The sequence below is a fragment of the Collimonas sp. OK607 genome, assembly GCF_900111995.1.
Lineage (GTDB): Bacteria > Pseudomonadota > Gammaproteobacteria > Burkholderiales > Burkholderiaceae_D > Collimonas.
Genome location: NZ_FOKF01000001.1, coordinates 233,795 through 249,516, shown reverse-complemented (window position 1 = coordinate 249,516; position 15,722 = coordinate 233,795). Strand labels below are relative to the sequence as shown.

The window sequence follows — 15,722 nt, the reverse complement described above, 5'->3', positions numbered from 1 at the left end:
TTGCTCTTATTTTGCAATTATTTAAATGGATGGCGCAATACGATCGTTTCTTCACGGTCAGGACCGGTCGACACCATATCGATAGGCACACCCACCAATTCTTCGATACGTTTGATGTAGGCACGGGCAGTCGCCGGCAAGGCATCCATGGATTTGGCGCCAACGGTGGACTCGGTCCAGCCTGGCATTTCTTCATAGATAGGCTGGCACAATGCAGCTTCTTCAGCGCCGACCGGGAAGATATCGACCGTCTTGCCGTTGAGTGTGTAGCCGGTGCACAATTTCAGTGTTTCCAGGCCATCCAGCACGTCCAGCTTGGTCAGGCACATGCCGGACACGCCGTTGATCTGCACCGAACGCTTCAGCAGCGCGGCATCGAACCAGCCGCAACGACGTGCGCGACCGGTGACGGTGCCGAATTCATGGCCTACGCTCGCCAGATGCTTGCCAACGCCTTGGTCGGTCGCCAGTTCGGATGGGAACGGGCCGGAACCGACACGGGTAGTGTAAGCCTTGGTGATGCCCAGGATGTAGTGCAGCATGTTGGGGCCGACACCGCTACCGGCAGCGGCATTGCCCGCTACGCAGTTGCTCGATGTGACGAACGGATAAGTGCCGTGGTCAACGTCCAGCAGACTACCCTGCGCGCCTTCGAACAACAGGCTGGCGCCGTCGTTGTAGGCTGCGTACAGGTCGCTCGAAACGTCTGCCACCATTGGTCGCAGGCGTTCCACTGTTGCCAGTGCATCATCCAGCGTCTTTTGATAATCGACAGCCGGCGCCTTCAGGTAATTGGTCAGGACGAAATTGTGATATTCCAGATTGGCTGCCAGTTTTTCGGCAAAGCGCTTCTCGTTGAGCAGGTCGGCAACGCGAATCGCGCGGCGTGCTACCTTGTCTTCGTAGGCGGGGCCGATCCCTTTGCCGGTGGTGCCGATTTTGGCATCGCCGCGCGCCGCTTCACGCGCCGCATCGAGAGCGGTGTGGTAAGGCAGGATGATCGGGCAAGCTTCGGAGATTTTCAGGCGCGAAGCGACTTCCACTCCGACTGCCTCCAATTTATCGATCTCGCGCAGCAAATCGGGAACCGACAGCACGACGCCGTTGCCGATATAGCAGGCCACGCCGGGCCGCATGATACCGGACGGGATCAGCTGCAATGCCGTCTTGTGACCGCCGATGACCAATGTATGGCCAGCGTTATGGCCACCCTGAAAACGCACAACTGCTTGTGCGTGATCGGTAAGCCAGTCAACGATCTTGCCTTTTCCTTCGTCGCCCCATTGGGTGCCAATCACAACGACGTTTTTTGCGGTGCTTTTCTGTAACATCACTTAGTCCAAATTTTTGATAATCCAGTTTCCATTTTCGAGTACGACCGCTCGGTCGCAATCGAACTCGTCTTGATCGTTTTCGTGGCCGGGCAGACTCTGGATCACAACTTCCCCAGCCTTGCGCAACTCAACGATCTTTTCCTTCAAACCTGCTTCAACTCCCCAAGGTGCATGAATTGCGCGCTTGCGGATTGCTACCGGAATCAGTCTTGCCAACTCGCGCAAATCCATCGAGAAGCCGGTGGCCGGACGCGAACGGCCGAATGCCGCACCGACGTCGTAACGGCCGCCGCGCAATATGGCGTTCGGCAAACCGGGCACGTAGGCGGCGAAAATCAAACCACTTTCGTAATGATACCCGCGTAAGTCGGCTAAATCGACGGTAACGCAATCTTTCCCGGCGGCTTCCGCCAGGGTTTCCAGTTCGTCCAGCGCCTTGGCGATGGCTGGCAAAGCCGGCAACACCTGCCGCGCCTGCTGCAATACGCTGGCATCGCCGTATAAACCGGGCAGCGCCAGCAAGGCGGCGCGGGTCTCTGGCTTGTAATTGACGCTGATGGTGCGTAAGCCAGGCAAATCCTTTGCTTCCAGCAACGCGACCAGTTCGCTTTCATCCACTTTGGCGGCATCGTCGCCGCCGATAATTGTGCGCAAAATGCCAACATGGCACAAATCCAGCCGCACCTGGGTAATTCCGGCCAAGGCCAGGGTCGCCAGCGCCAGTTCCTGGATTTCGGCATCGGCTTCAAGCCCCAGATGGCCGTATATCTCGGCACCGATCTGCAACGGTTCGCGGGTGGCGTGCAAGCCGATCTGGCGGGTATGCAAGACACTGCCGACGTAGCACAGACGGGTAACCGACTCGCGATTCAGCAAATGCGCATCGATACGGGCAACCTGGGTGGTCATGTCGGCACGAATGCCGAGCGTGCGGCCGGACAGCTGGTCAACCAGCTTGAAGGTCCGCAGATCGGTATCCTGGCCGGCGCCGGCCAGCAAGGATTCCAGATATTCCAGCATCGGAGGCATGACCAGTTCGTAGCCATACAAACGGAAATTATCCAGTATCAGGCGACGCAGATCTTCAATCTTGCGTGCTTCCGAAGGCAAGACATCGGCAATATTTTCAGGGAGAAGCCAGTTCGGCATATTAAAAATGAATCTAGGGAAAATTACTTTTGTGAATCAATTCGGCTAAAGACTGAAGATTTGATTAATTTGATAAATTAATCAATCGATCGATTATTTCGATTATTTTTTTATAAAAAAACAACACAAATATACGGCCGTCGAAAATAAGGAATGGCGCCTCAAGCGAGGGCGCCATTCCCGGACAACTTTATTCTTGCAGAAAAGACTTACTTTTTAGCAGGTGCAGCTGCTCCGCCGCCGGCCGGACTCCGGAAATATTTAAAGAATTCCGAATTCGGATCAACCACCATCAAGTCCTGACGCGTCTTGAAGCTGGCACGATAAGCTTCGAGGCTACGATAGAACTTGTAAAACTCCGGGTTCTGACCAAATGCCTGGGCATAAATCTGCGAGGCTTTGGCATCGCCCTCACCGCGCATCTTTTCAGCATCGCGATAGGCTTCTGCCAGAATCACCGTACGTTGCTTATCAGCATCGGCACGAATCTTTTCCGAGTCGGCGGAACCGGTCGAACGCAATTCATTAGCTACCCGCAAACGCTCCGACTTCATGCGATCATAAACCGAGGCATTGATCTGGTCGACGTAATCCACGCGTTTCAGGCGGACATCAATGATATCGACACCAATCTGCTTGGATTCATCCTGCACCTTTTGACGAATCGAATCCATCACCTTGCCACGCTGGCCGGAAATCACTTCACGCACGGTGCGCTTGGTAATTTCATCGTTCAAAGCGGCTTTGACGATTTGCGACATGCGGTCCTGGGCGCGCTTTTCATCACCGCCGAAACTGACGAAATACAATTTGGGATCGGTAATCCGCCATTTTACAAAGGCGTCGATCAGGATGTTCATTTTTTCCGCAGTAATAAAACGGTCTGTATCCGGCGGATCGATAGTCAAGACCCGTTTATCCAGGAACAGCACATTTTGAAACGGCGGCGGCAATTTGAAATGCAAGCCAGGCTGGCTAATCACCTGCTTCACTTCACCAAAAGCGAACAAGATTGCATATTGGCGCTGGTCAACCACGAAGATGGTTGAGAGCATCAGCCACAGCGCGACGAAGACGAATATCAGCAACGAGATAAGGCGATTCATTATCTGCCCTCCCGATCACGCGAGTCCCGGCTATCACGCGAACGATCATCTGTCTGCGGCCGCGATTCGATCGTGCTGGCGCCATCCTTCATCACTGAAGGCGCGGCACCGCTTGCTGCGCTGCCTGAACCGGCACCCGGCACTGCGGCGGCTGCCGATTGTGCAATCAGCTTATCCAATGGCAAATACAATAAATTACTCCCGCTCTTAGCATCAACCATTACTTTTGTCGTATTTGCAAAAATTTGTTGCATGGTATCCAGATACATACGGTCCCGCGTTACGGCAGGCGCTTTCTGGTATTCGGTCAGAACCTGTTTGAAACGCGAAGCATCACCCTCGGCGTTGGCAGTAACACGGGCGCTGTACGCTTCCGCTTCCTGCAGCAAACGCGATGCCGCACCGCGTGCCTTTGGAATCACGTCATTGGCATAGGCCTGGCCTTCATTCTTCTGGCGCTCGCGATCCTGTCCGGCTTTTACCGCGTCGTCAAACGCAGCTTGCACCTGCTCCGGCGGTTGCACGCCTTGCATCGTGACATTGGTAATTTGCACACCGGCCTGATAGCGATCCAGAATCTGCTGCATCAACTGGCTGGTATCCAGAGCCACTTTCTCCCGGCCCTCGTACAGCACGAAATCCATCTTGTTTTTACCGACGATTTCACGAATCGAAGTTTCGGCCACCTGGCGCACGGTTTCTTCCGGATCGCGAATGTTGAAAATCCAGTCGGATGCACTCTTCAATGTGTATTGGACGGCAAACTGGATATCGATGATGTTTTCATCATCGGTCAGCATCAGGGCTTCTTTTGGTTGCTTGTTCTTGGCATTGGCACGATAGCCGACCTCGACCGTACGCACCTGCGAAACGTTGACGATTTCATGACTCTGAATCGGGTACGGCCAGCGCCAGTTGAAACCTGGGGTGGTCGAATGGCTGTACTTGCCGAAAGTCATGACAACGCCGGTCTGGCCTTCCTGGACGGTAAAGAAACCGCTGGCCAGCCACAACAGAGCCACCACGACTGCAATCGCGCCGGCGCCGACTCCGGCGCCTTTCATGCCCGGATTAAAACCGCCGCCATTTGAATCGCCACCACCGCCGCTCTTGTTACCCAGCCAGCGTGTCAGGCGTTGATTGAAATCTTGCCAAAGCTTGTCCAGATCCGGAGGGCCGCTGTTTGGCTTTTTGCCATCGTTGTTTTGCTTGTTGTCATTTTGCGAATTCCGACCCCATTGCGGGTCGTTCAACGAAAATTTCAAGCCAAGTTTTTTGAATAAGGTACCAAGCATTCGATCGTTATCTTTAAGTAAATAAAACAAATAGGTTGGAATGCTCGTTAGAGGCGTTTACTTTTATTTAATTTAGAACGGTTTTACACCTGCTGTGTGCTTTCGATGGCTGGCAATGAATATGCCGTTGCCACCGGATTGCCGGTTACGAATTCGGTGATAGCCTGCCGCAATAAATCCAGACCCTGGCCCTTTTGCGCGCTAACAAAAACTCGCTGAATTTTATCATACTCATCACGTTCTACCCCCGGCTCCAGTTCTGCAACGTCGATCTTGTTCCACACCAGAATCTGGGGAATATGATCGGCGCCGATTTCTTTCAGCACCAGGTTCACCTGTTCGATTTGCTCCATACGCGCCGGACTTGCTGCATCCACCACGTGCAGCAACAAATCGGCGTGGATGGTTTCTTCCAGTGTCGCCCTGAATGCAGCAACCAGTTGATGCGGGAGTTCGCGAATGAATCCGACCGTATCGGAAATCACCACACTGCCCGCCTCGCCCAGATAAACCCTTCTGGAAGTGGTGTCCAGCGTTGCAAACAACTGGTCCGCAGCATATACGCCGGCTTTTGCCAGCGCGTTAAACAAGGTTGATTTGCCAGCATTGGTGTAACCTACCAGCGAAATCGAAATAGTCGCACTGCGCCCGCGTGCGCGCCGTTGCGTTGCATGTTGCCGATGTAGCTTGTCCAGCCGGGCGCGCAAGGCTTTGACCCGATCGCCTAACAAACGACGGTCGGTTTCAAGCTGGGTTTCACCCGGACCACGCAAACCGATACCGCCCTTTTGCCGTTCCAGGTGAGTCCAGCCGCGTATCAGCCGCGTTGCCAGATGTTGTAACTGAGCAAGCTCCACCTGCACTTTACCCTCATGGCTTTTGGCTCTTTGGGCAAAGATGTCGAGTATGAGACTGGTGCGATCCAGAACCCTTACTTTTAGTACACGTTCAAGATTGCGTTGCTGGGCTGGCGACAAGGCATGATTGAAAATGACGATTTCAAGCTCATCATCAAACACGGCGTCGGCTATTTCCTGTGCTTTGCCGGAGCCGACAAACAAGGCAGCGTCCGGACTGCTGCGCTTACCGGTAATGGTGGCAAGCGGAACCGCGCCGGCTGACTTGGCCAGCAATGACAGCTCTTCGAGACTTGCGGCAAAGTCACCTTTGCCGAAGTCCACTCCGACTAGCGCTGCGCGCATGGGTTCATTCGTGTAGTAGCTGCGGCCCTTGCCGATAGCAAATAGTTATTCTGCTTCAGATTCAAGATTCAGATTGACAGCGCGTGCCGGAACTACGGTTGAGATGGCGTGTTTGTATACCATTTGGGTAACGGTATTACGCAATAAAACTACGTATTGATCAAAGGATTCGATATGGCCTTGCAGCTTGATGCCGTTGACCAAATAAATGGAAACCGGGACGTGCTCTTTACGCAAGGCGTTCAAAAACGGGTCTTGTAACAATTGCCCTTTATTACTCATGGCTACTCCACTGTGTTGTTGTGATTAGAAGTCAAATGCAAATTAAATATAGAACCAATATGATTCTAGCGAATGACTCGGTGGGTGTTTTACGAATGTAAACGATTTTCGGATTTACTGCTCAGAAAAAAAGTGTTTTTAAAAGATTATTTTTCCTGGCGCGCGTAAGGGTTCCGACTGGATCTGAACTCGATGCGTAATGGAGTCCCAACCAGCGAAAAAGTTTCTCGAAAATGTTTTTCCAGATAACGCTTATAGTTATCTTCGATCGATTCCAAGGCATTGCCATGAATGACCACGATAGGTGGATTCATGCCGCCCTGGTGGGCATAACGCAGCTTTGGACGGATAGAGCCCTTGCGACGCGGTTGCTGATGCTCTACTGCCTCGATCAAGGCGCGCGTGAGCTTCGGCGTAGTCAGGTTGGACATGGCCGCTGCATAGGCGGAATCGATCGATTTCATCAAAGGCGTGATGCCGGTTGATTTCAGTGCGGAAATAAAATGGAATTTCGCAAATGAAAGGAAATTCAATTTACGATCCATATCCATCTTGATTTCATCGCGGCGATCGCTGGTCAAGCCATCCCATTTATTAACGCCGACCACCAATGCGCGCCCTGTCTCCAGCACGAAGCCGGCGATGTGGGCGTCCTGTTCGGAGATGTCCTGCTGCGCATCGAGCAACAGCAAAACCACGTTGGCTTCCGAAATGGATTGCAAGGTCTTGACCACGGAAAATTTTTCAATAGCTTCGAAAACCTTGCCGCGGCGCCGGATACCGGCAGTATCGATCAATGTATATTTCTTGCCGTCGCGTTCGAACGGAATTTCAATCGAGTCGCGCGTGGTGCCTGGCATGTCGAACGCAATCACGCGCTCTTCACCCAGCAAGGTATTCACCAATGTGGATTTACCGACGTTCGGGCGACCGACGATAGCGATCTTGATGCCGCGATCTTCTTTGCCCTCTGGCTCTTCCACTTCTGGCGGCCGCTGTGCGAACGCCAGATCCAGCGACTCTTCCACCAGATCGGTGACGCCGTCGCCGTGGGCAGCCGAAATTACGTACGGGTCGCCCATGCCGAGCTCATAGAATTCGGCGGTGACCGAGGTGTATTTCATGCCTTCGGATTTATTCACCACCAGCATTACGGAGCGGCCGGATTTGCGCAAGAAATCGGTGATGGTCTTGTCGTGCGGCGTCAAACCTTGACGGCCGTCGACGATAAAGATAACCACATCGGCTTCAGCCACCGCCTGCTTGGTCTGCTTCGCCATCTCGTGCATGATGCCGTCTTTGGCAACCGGCTCGAAACCACCAGTATCGATCACCAGGAACGGGCGTTCGCCGACCCGCCCTTCGCCATAATGGCGATCGCGAGTCAAGCCGGGCAAATCGGCGACCAACGCGTCACGGGAACGCGTCAGGCGATTGAATAACGTCGATTTGCCGACATTGGGACGTCCTACAAGTGCAATTACTGGCTTCATTAAGTTGTTTTCACTAAGTTATTTTCACTAAGAACCTATTTATGATCTTACTGCGCGGGCGTGATTTGGCGCTAAACGGTGCTCGAAATCCTCATGTACTTAAGTACATTCCGGTTTCTCCGCGCCGTTTATCACCAACTGACGCCCGCTCGCTACAGATCCTAAACAGGTTTTAAGCCATTACTCTGAAGTAACAGCAATTAGTGTTCCGGATTTTGTTTGAAAAATCACATTAGAGCCTGCTACCACCGGATTTGGCAGAACCGGGCTGCTATCAGCACGAATACGTGCTTTCAGTGCGCCGTCGTCACGTGACAAGAAGTGAATATAACCTTCAAAATCACCTACGACTACCGTATTGCCTAATACTACCGGAGTAGTCAGCGCACGGTTGGCGAGCTGTTTGTTTTGCCATACTACCGCACCGCTGTCCACGGTGAACGCCGATATGGCGCCATGTTCGTCGGCGGCATACACGTTCTTGCCATCACTACCGACGCCAACACCGCTGGAGAACGGCTTGACCCAGTGTGCGGTACCGCTGCCGGCATCAAAGCAGCCAACCCGGCCCTGGTAGGCGACAGCGCAGACGTCACGCCCGATAATCACCGGCGTACCGGAAGCATCGGCAATCCGCTCCAGCTCTGTGGTGCCGCGTGGATCGCCGATTGCCATCTCCCACCATGGACCACCGTTGGTCAGGTTCAACGCTGACAGACGGCCGCCAGGCAAGGACAGGAAAGTTGCTTGCGGCACAACCAGGATACCAGGCGCCGAACGCAAAGTCAGTGTCGGCAAGGTACGCAGCACGGCCCAGCGACGTTCGCCGGTCGCCACATCATAAGCGGCGACCCGATTATCCTGGCTGCGTACGATAACCAAGCCCTGGCCGACAGCCGGAGCAGACAATACCTCGCTCGAAGCTTGCACCTGCCACAATTTTTTGCCCTGGGCATCAAACGCCAGCACAACACCTTTTTCGCCCGCCACCGCAACTGTAGTGCCGTCGCTGCCGGCGCCGCCGGTCAGGTTCATGCCGGCCTTGATGCTCCATGCAACCTTGCCAGTGGCGGCATCGATACGCGCAACAGTACCGTCAGCCGCCGCCGCGTAGACGCTATCGCCGGCGACAACAGGCGAGAAAGTGAAGATGGAGGCTTTGCCTATCGACTGGGTCCAGGCGGTGTGTACTTTGAGGCTCTGCGTAAACTCGACCAAAGGCGCCGGCGGATTACTCGGTTTCTTACCACTGAACAGGGAACAGCCGCCCAATACCAACAAGGCGCCAGCATAAACAACCGCAGTAACCGCTCGCATAGTCTTCACACGCATATTCTTCCTTTTTCCGAATTATCAGGCGGCAGCTTTGGCGGGAGCTCCGCCAATCGCATCAAGTTTCAATTGAATCAATTCCTTGCCAGGATTCTTGCTGTCCATCTTATCCAAAGCCAATTGGTAAGCGGCGCGCGCTTCGTCCAGCTTGTTCTGCGCTACCAGGATGTCACCCTTGCGATCAGCTGCGGCGCTGGCGAAAGGCGCCGGCAGGTCTGCCGCCAGTACTTTCAAGCCATCGTCATAAGCCTTCTGGTCCAACAGGATGCCAGCCAAACGGATTCTGGCCAGAGCCTTGTAGTCGTCGCTGCGACCATGATCGACCACCCATTGCAACTGATCTTTCGCTGTGTTCAGATCGTTTGCATCGAAAGCGACCTTAGCCGCCGACAGTGCAGCCATGCCGGCATAGGCGGTACGTCCGAATTTCTGCTCAATGTCAGTAGCGGCGCGTTGTACCTTGGCATTGTCTTTACCCGCCACGGCCTTTTGCTGCTCGTCGTAAAGCTGCGACGCCTGCAATGACTGGCTGCGCTGGTAGTAATTCCAGCCAGACCAGCCGGCGTAAGCACCCAGGGCGATAATCACCACCCAGGTCGTCAAATTGCCGTATTTATTCCACCAATCCTTAAGCGTTGCCAGTTGTTCCTGTTCGTCGAGATCGAATGCCATATGATTTTAGTTTTTAGTGATGAGGGTAGTGGTAATTTCGGTGGTGATTTCAGTCATGAAATCAGTGCTGCAATTAGTGGTGATAATGAACGTGTTCATGATCGCCATGGTCATGATCATGGTCGCCGCCTGCGCCGACGATCTGATCAACCAGATAATCGCTGACCGCATCGAAAGGTACGACACTTTGATTGCCGGCACTAGCTTTTTCGCCATCGCTGTCGCCTTCGGCGCGCATCGTCTTGACGGTAGCGGTATGGTTAGCCACTTCGTCTTCACCGATGATGATGGCGTAGGCGGCGCCGCTGGCATCCGCGCGCTTCATCTGCGACTTGAAGCTGCCACTGGCATTGGACGAAGCGCAATGTAGCACAACATCCAGCCCGGCATTACGCAAACGTTCAGCCAGCACGAACGATTGCAGCTGCGCCGCCTCGCCCTGGTGCACCAGATAGACATCGCATTCGTTACGCACGGCTTGCTCGCCATTGGCGCGCATCAATTCCAGCAAACGCTCGATGCCCATCGCAAAACCGCAGGCCGGGGTCGGCTTGCCGCCAAACATTTCCACCAGCGGATCGTAACGACCGCCGCCGCACACAGTACCTTGCGAACCGAGTTGATCGGTGACCCACTCGAACACGGTGCGGTTGTAGTAATCCATGCCGCGCACCAGCCGTGGATTGATGGTGAAAGGAATGTTGTTGTGATTCAGGATTTTCTGCACACCCTCGAAATGGGCGCGCGACTCTTCACCCAGATAGTCGAGCAATTGCGGCGCACCGTTGACCATTTCCTGCATGGCCGGATTCTTGGTATCCAGGATACGCAGGGGATTGCTATGCAAACGCCGTTGCGCATCAGCATCCAGCAAAGCCTGATGCTGTTCAAAATAAGCGATCAGGTCGGCACGGTGACGGTTGCGTTCCTCGGCATCGCCGATCGAATTCAATTGCAGCTTCACATCCTGCAAGCCGAGATCGTCCCACAGCCGCTGACACAGCATGATCAACTCGGCATCGATGTCCGGGCCGGTAAAGCCGATGGCTTCGGCGCCAACCTGATGAAATTGCCGGTACCGGCCGCGTTGCGGACGCTCATGGCGGAACATCGGACCGCTGTACCAGAGCCGCTTGGGGCCGTCGTAAGTCAGATTGTGTTCAATCGCAGCGCGTACCACGCCGGCCGTGCTTTCAGGGCGCAAGGTCAGGTTGTCGCCGTTCATCGAATCGGTGAACGAATACATTTCCTTTTCGACGATATCGGTCACTGCGCCGAGGCCGCGCGCAAACAAGGCGGTGGACTCGACGATAGGCGTACTGATTTTTTGAAAGCCATAGCTCTTCAGCACGGACTGTACCGTGTTCTCAAACAATTCCCACAAGGCCGCGTCGGCCGGCAGGATATCGTTCATCCCTTTTACGCCGACGATCTTGTCGGCCTTCTTATTTTCAGACATTCTTTTTCAATTCACCAATAGTGATTAATTTTTCGTGATTAATTTTTGACAGTTCAACGTCAGGCTGCGGGCTGCGCGTAATGGCTTTTCACATAATCCAGCACCACTGCCTGGAACTCTTCGGCAATCTTGTCGCCACGCAGCGTCAATTTTTTCTCGCCATCGATGAACACCGGCGCCGCCGGCGATTCGCCGGTGCCTGGCAAGCTGATGCCGATGTTGGCGTGCTTCGATTCGCCAGGGCCATTCACGATACAACCCATCACCGCCACATTCATGCCTTCGACGCCGGGATAGGCTTTTTTCCAGACCGGCATCTGCTCGCGCAAATAGGTTTGAATCTTGTCAGCCAGATCCTGGAACACCGTCGAGGTGGTACGACCGCAACCAGGGCAGGCAATTACCATCGGCGCGAATTTTCGCAAGCCCATGGTTTGAAGGATCTCTTGTCCGACAATCACTTCTCTGGTGCGGTCGCCACCCGGTTCAGGGGTCAGCGAAATCCGTATGGTGTCGCCAATACCCTCTTGCAGCAGCACCGACAAGGCCGCGGTCGAAGCGACAATGCCCTTGCTGCCCATACCGGCCTCAGTCAAACCGAGATGCAACGGATAGTCGCAGCGCCGCGCCAGCTCGCGATATACCGCGATCAGATCCTGCACGCCGGATACCTTGCAAGACAAGATGATGCGATCACCCTTCAGACCCAGCTCTTCCGCTCTCTGCGCATTCTCTATCGCCGAGGTAACCAGGGCTTCATACATCACCGCTTGCGCCGGCCACGGCTGGCTGCGCAAGGCGTTCTCATCCATGATACGGGCCAGCAGAGCCTGGTCCAGGCTACCCCAGTTGACACCGATCCGCACCGGCTTGTCATACTTGCAGGCAGCCTCGATCATTTGCGCAAACTGCGTATCGCGCTTGGCGCCTTTACCGACATTGCCCGGATTGATCCGATACTTCGACAGCGCCTTGGCGCAGTCTGGATAGTCATTCAACAGCGTGTGGCCGTTGTAGTGGAAATCTCCGACCAGCGGCACATCTATACCCATCTTGTCCAGCTGCTCGCGGATCGCAGGCACTGCGGCTGCCGCTTCCGGATTATTTACCGTGATGCGCACCAGCTCGGAACCTGCACGCGCCAGATCCTTGATCTGGATCGCGGTACCGATGGCGTCGGCGGTATCGGTATTGGTCATGGACTGCACCACTACCGGCGCACCGCCGCCAACCATTATCTTGCACTCGCCATAGCTGATCAGCGCGCTGCGGCTAAGGCGGCGCACGCTTGGACCTGAACCGATCGGCAGATTTGTATCCGTCATGGGCTTCTCTCGCTTATCTCTTTCGATCACGCTTATTTCAACGTCACTCGGGCCACATTGGTTTTGGAACCGGCCTTCAGATCCAGCGGCGCGCCGCGCAGCGAAGCGTCGACACCGGCAAGATTACCGATAATGACATTGACCGGTTGCGACATGTCGACCGATTCAGTGCTACCGGCCTTGACCAGACGCGAAATCAGCACGGTGTTGTCAGCGCGCTTGATTTCGACCCAAGAATCTTGCCGGAAGTTCAAGACAAGTTCACCACCGCTGGCGGTAGCCTGATTGGCTGCCGCGGCGTTGGTTGCCGTGTTTGTTGCAGTGGTTGCCGGCACAGCATTCACGCCAGCCTCAGGAACAGCCCCCGCATTTGCCGACGAAGCTGGCACGGCAGTCAAGGCAGCGTTAGCTGCGGCATCGGCAGCTTGTAATTCTGTGGCTGCAGGCAAACTAGCCTTACTATCTTCGCCATCGGTTGCCGAAGCAGCCGATTTCTCACTCAGCGACTGTATCGCGTTCTGCAAACCGGGCACTACATCCATCCGTATCGCCACCGCCAGCAGCAATAGCAACACAGCCAGCACCACCAGCCATTTATAGGCAAATTTGCTACGCCCCATCAAATGGAAAGGCGATTCGGAGAAAGGCGTCGACAACTGGCTATGGATCGGGCTGGCCGCCGGTTGCGCAGCAACAGCAGGCGAAATGGTTGCCAGCAAAGCGGCCGCATCCAGGCCCAGCAATTTTGCGTAGGAACGGATAAAACCGCGCGTCATCACCATGGTCGGCAAAGCAGCATAATTATCGGCTTCGATGGCGTCGATCTGACGTGGCGCCAGCTTCAGGTGGCTAGCCACATCCGGCACCGACCAGCCCAGCTGCTCGCGCTTGCTGGCCAGTTGCGCGCCGAGCGAGAGCTGGCCGACACTAGCCGATTCGGGAGCTGCATGCTCCACGTCTGCCGGCTCGCCATGTTCGGTTTTCAGCTGTCCAGGGTCACTCATCGAATGCTCCGCGCTGGTATGCTGCGAACTCCGAGGAGCTGCCAAACCGACGGCGTAATTGCGTCACCAAACTTGCTTCTGCAGCTGTGTCACCCAACTTTCGCTCCACTTTGATTGCTGTCCATAATGCTTCCGCATTTTGCACATCGGTTTTTAATACGAGACCAATATAAAACCGGGCCCGCTCATAATCGTTGCGCTCATACGCCAGCTGCGCCAGCTTGGCGTTCGTCAAAGGATTGCCGGCGTCAAACTGGAACGCTTGCGACAGATAGCGTTGCGCCGCCACGGTGTCGTTGAATTTGAGGCTGCAAACACCGGCATTCGTCAGCGCCTTTGCCGGCGACTGGTAGTTACGGCTTTTCAGAGCTGTCTCGAAATGCGCAATCGACTCCTTCGGCCGTCCGGTCTGGCACAGGAACCAGCCATAGTTATTGGCAAAGTCCGGATTGCTCGGGGAAAGCCGCAAGGCACGCTGGAAATTATCGTCGGCCAGCCGGTTCTCGCCCATTTCCATGTAGATCAGCCCGCGCACGCTATAGGCATCGGCCAGATCCGGATCTGCCGCCACCGCCTGCTTGATCTCATCCAGCGCGACTTCCAGCTGGTGCTGTTCGTAATAACCGACCGCCAGCTGCAAACGAATCCCTGCCCGGCGCTGCGCCTCGGTCTGATCCGAACTGGTGGCCAGTTCGCGGCTTGAGCCACCCTCGTCGGCGCGAGTAAGCGGTTGATTGCCACAAGCACTCAAGCCGGTTAATAGCGACAAACCCGCCGCGGCGAACAACAGCCGGCTACGCCAGCTCCCCAGCTTGCTACCTACTTGTTTTGTCACTGAGACACCTCGATGATGCGACCAAAATTCTTGCCGAATTTTTGTTGATATTCGGTCATTTTCTGCATGCGCTCCTGCACCTTTGTCCGGTCCTGCACCTCGCCGGCGAGCTGGCCGCAGGCAGCATCGATATCATCGCCGCGCGTCTTGCGCACGGTGGTGACGATGCCGGCGTCCATCAGGATCTGGGCAAACGCTTTGATGCGCGGATTATTCGAGCGCTTCAAACCGGATTCCGGGAACGGATTGAACGGAATCAGGTTGAATTTGCAAGGGACCGCAGGCCCGCCTGCATGACCCTGTACCAGAGCGATCAATTCGCGCGCATGGGCGTCGGTATCGTTGACGTCATCCAGCATGCAATATTCGAAGGTAATGAAGTCGCGCGGCGCAAATTCCAGATAGCGCTTGCAGGCAGCCATCAGTTCGCGCAGCGGATATTTCTTGTTCAGCGGCACCAGGCCGTCGCGCAAGGTATCGTTGGAAGCATGCAGCGATACCGCCATCGCCACCGCACAATCCTGCGACAGCTTGTCGATCATCGGCACCACGCCGCTAGTAGACAGAGTTACCCGCCGACGCGACAAACCGTAGGCGTTATCGTCGAGCATCAGCTTGAGCGCTGTCACTGTCGGTTCGTAGTTCAACAAGGGCTCGCCCATGCCCATCATCACCACGTTGGTGATCTGGCGTTCGCCTTTATGGCCTGGCTCGACGCCTTTGGATTTGCGCAATTCAAATTCAGCCATCCACAACTGGCCGATAATTTCACCGACCGTCAGGTTGCGACTGAAGCCTTGCTTGCCGGTAGAACAAAAACGGCAATTCACCGCACAGCCGGCCTGGGTGGAAATACACAGGGTGCCGCGGTTCTCTTCAGGGATAAACACCGTCTCCACCGCATTGCCCTGACCAACATCAAGCAGCCACTTGCGGGTGCCGTCGGTCGAGGTGTGATCGCTGATCACGGCGGGAGCGGCGATCATCGCCCGGGTAGCCAGCTTGTCACGCAATGACTTGGCAAGGTCGGTCATTGCATCGAAATCGTGTGCACCGAATTGATGAATCCAGCGCAGCAGTTGTTTTGCGCGAAACGGCTTCTCACCCAACTCACCGCAATAAGCGGTCAGTTGTGCGGGATCCAGATCCAGCAGGTTGGTGAGAGCAGTCATGGTATTTCCAATTTAAAATAATTGTGGGACAGAGTTCAAAAGCCGCCTAAGTGCGGCGAATT

The 15,722-nt window shown here is 55.0% G+C and carries 14 protein-coding genes; all 14 read right to left on the bottom strand.

The window, feature by feature from the left end; translation table 11 throughout:
* Positions 1 to 17 precede the first annotated feature (17 nt).
* The 14 genes from BM029_RS01205 to rlmN all read right to left on the bottom strand — a co-directional run bounded on the left by BM029_RS01205 (position 18) and on the right by rlmN (position 15,660).
* Positions 18 to 1,331, bottom strand: coding sequence for an adenylosuccinate synthase (locus tag BM029_RS01205; RefSeq protein ID WP_092415555.1), 1,314 nt, complete (start codon positions 1,329 to 1,331; stop codon positions 18 to 20).
* Between the two features lie 3 nt (positions 1,332 to 1,334).
* A complete protein-coding gene (locus BM029_RS01200; protein ID WP_092431838.1) occupies positions 1,335 to 2,483 on the bottom strand; it encodes an ATP phosphoribosyltransferase regulatory subunit in 1,149 nt (382 codons plus the stop codon).
* 209 nt (positions 2,484 to 2,692) lie between these two features.
* On the bottom strand, positions 2,693 to 3,589 hold the full coding sequence (hflC, locus tag BM029_RS01195; protein ID WP_092431837.1) for a protease modulator HflC: 897 nt from the start codon (positions 3,587 to 3,589) through the stop codon (positions 2,693 to 2,695).
* Entirely contained in the window at positions 3,589 to 4,884 is a 1,296-nt protein-coding gene (hflK, locus tag BM029_RS01190; RefSeq protein ID WP_092431835.1) for an FtsH protease activity modulator HflK, read from the bottom strand. The genes hflC and hflK overlap by 1 nt, the downstream gene beginning before the upstream one ends.
* A gap of 83 nt (positions 4,885 to 4,967) precedes the next feature.
* Complete coding sequence (gene hflX / locus BM029_RS01185) at positions 4,968 to 6,086, bottom strand: GTPase HflX (protein ID WP_092415559.1); 1,119 nt, start codon at positions 6,084 to 6,086, stop codon at positions 4,968 to 4,970.
* A 45-nt stretch (positions 6,087 to 6,131) separates the two neighbouring features.
* Positions 6,132 to 6,368 (bottom strand): RNA chaperone Hfq, encoded by a 237-nt coding sequence (gene hfq, locus BM029_RS01180; protein ID WP_019141241.1) that lies wholly within the window; start codon positions 6,366 to 6,368, stop codon positions 6,132 to 6,134.
* 146 nt (positions 6,369 to 6,514) lie between these two features.
* Positions 6,515 to 7,861, bottom strand: coding sequence for a ribosome biogenesis GTPase Der (der, locus tag BM029_RS01175; protein WP_092431833.1), 1,347 nt, complete (start codon positions 7,859 to 7,861; stop codon positions 6,515 to 6,517).
* Between the two features lie 180 nt (positions 7,862 to 8,041).
* Positions 8,042 to 9,193, bottom strand: coding sequence for an outer membrane protein assembly factor BamB (gene bamB, locus BM029_RS01170; protein ID WP_092431831.1), 1,152 nt, complete (start codon positions 9,191 to 9,193; stop codon positions 8,042 to 8,044).
* 21 nt (positions 9,194 to 9,214) lie between these two features.
* Positions 9,215 to 9,865 (bottom strand): YfgM family protein, encoded by a 651-nt coding sequence (locus BM029_RS01165; protein ID WP_092431829.1) that lies wholly within the window; start codon positions 9,863 to 9,865, stop codon positions 9,215 to 9,217.
* A gap of 73 nt (positions 9,866 to 9,938) precedes the next feature.
* Entirely contained in the window at positions 9,939 to 11,324 is a 1,386-nt protein-coding gene (gene hisS, locus BM029_RS01160; RefSeq protein ID WP_092431828.1) for a histidine--tRNA ligase, read from the bottom strand.
* 59 nt (positions 11,325 to 11,383) lie between these two features.
* Positions 11,384 to 12,649, bottom strand: coding sequence for a flavodoxin-dependent (E)-4-hydroxy-3-methylbut-2-enyl-diphosphate synthase (gene ispG / locus BM029_RS01155; protein ID WP_092431826.1), 1,266 nt, complete (start codon positions 12,647 to 12,649; stop codon positions 11,384 to 11,386).
* A 32-nt stretch (positions 12,650 to 12,681) separates the two neighbouring features.
* Positions 12,682 to 13,653: a helix-turn-helix domain-containing protein gene (locus BM029_RS01150; protein ID WP_092431825.1), complete on the bottom strand. Its 972-nt coding sequence runs from the start codon at positions 13,651 to 13,653 to the stop codon at positions 12,682 to 12,684.
* Positions 13,646 to 14,488 (bottom strand): type IV pilus biogenesis/stability protein PilW, encoded by an 843-nt coding sequence (pilW, locus tag BM029_RS01145; RefSeq protein WP_092431823.1) that lies wholly within the window; start codon positions 14,486 to 14,488, stop codon positions 13,646 to 13,648. Before pilW ends, BM029_RS01150 begins: the two co-directional genes overlap by 8 nt.
* Positions 14,485 to 15,660, bottom strand: a complete 1,176-nt coding sequence (gene rlmN, locus BM029_RS01140; RefSeq protein ID WP_092415566.1) for a dual-specificity RNA methyltransferase RlmN — start codon at positions 15,658 to 15,660, stop codon at positions 14,485 to 14,487. Before rlmN ends, pilW begins: the two co-directional genes overlap by 4 nt.
* Between the last annotated feature and the right edge of the window lie 62 nt (positions 15,661 to 15,722).

Excerpts from the sequence above, each read along its gene's own strand:
- BM029_RS01205 (WP_092415555.1), bottom strand. The coding sequence starts at position 1,331 with ATGTTACAGAAAAGCACCGCAAAAAACGTCGTTGTGATTGGCACCCAA.
- BM029_RS01200 (WP_092431838.1), bottom strand. The coding sequence starts at position 2,483 with ATGCCGAACTGGCTTCTCCCTGAAAATATTGCCGATGTCTTGCCTTCG.
- hflC (WP_092431837.1), bottom strand. The coding sequence starts at position 3,589 with ATGAATCGCCTTATCTCGTTGCTGATATTCGTCTTCGTCGCGCTGTGG.
- hflK (WP_092431835.1), bottom strand. The coding sequence starts at position 4,884 with ATGCTTGGTACCTTATTCAAAAAACTTGGCTTGAAATTTTCGTTGAAC.
- hflX (WP_092415559.1), bottom strand. The coding sequence starts at position 6,086 with ATGCGCGCAGCGCTAGTCGGAGTGGACTTCGGCAAAGGTGACTTTGCC.
- hfq (WP_019141241.1), bottom strand. The coding sequence starts at position 6,368 with ATGAGTAATAAAGGGCAATTGTTACAAGACCCGTTTTTGAACGCCTTG.
- der (WP_092431833.1), bottom strand. The coding sequence starts at position 7,861 with ATGAAGCCAGTAATTGCACTTGTAGGACGTCCCAATGTCGGCAAATCG.
- bamB (WP_092431831.1), bottom strand. The coding sequence starts at position 9,193 with ATGCGTGTGAAGACTATGCGAGCGGTTACTGCGGTTGTTTATGCTGGC.
- BM029_RS01165 (WP_092431829.1), bottom strand. The coding sequence starts at position 9,865 with ATGGCATTCGATCTCGACGAACAGGAACAACTGGCAACGCTTAAGGAT.
- hisS (WP_092431828.1), bottom strand. The coding sequence starts at position 11,324 with ATGTCTGAAAATAAGAAGGCCGACAAGATCGTCGGCGTAAAAGGGATG.
- ispG (WP_092431826.1), bottom strand. The coding sequence starts at position 12,649 with ATGACGGATACAAATCTGCCGATCGGTTCAGGTCCAAGCGTGCGCCGC.
- BM029_RS01150 (WP_092431825.1), bottom strand. The coding sequence starts at position 13,653 with ATGAGTGACCCTGGACAGCTGAAAACCGAACATGGCGAGCCGGCAGAC.
- rlmN (WP_092415566.1), bottom strand. The coding sequence starts at position 15,660 with ATGACTGCTCTCACCAACCTGCTGGATCTGGATCCCGCACAACTGACC.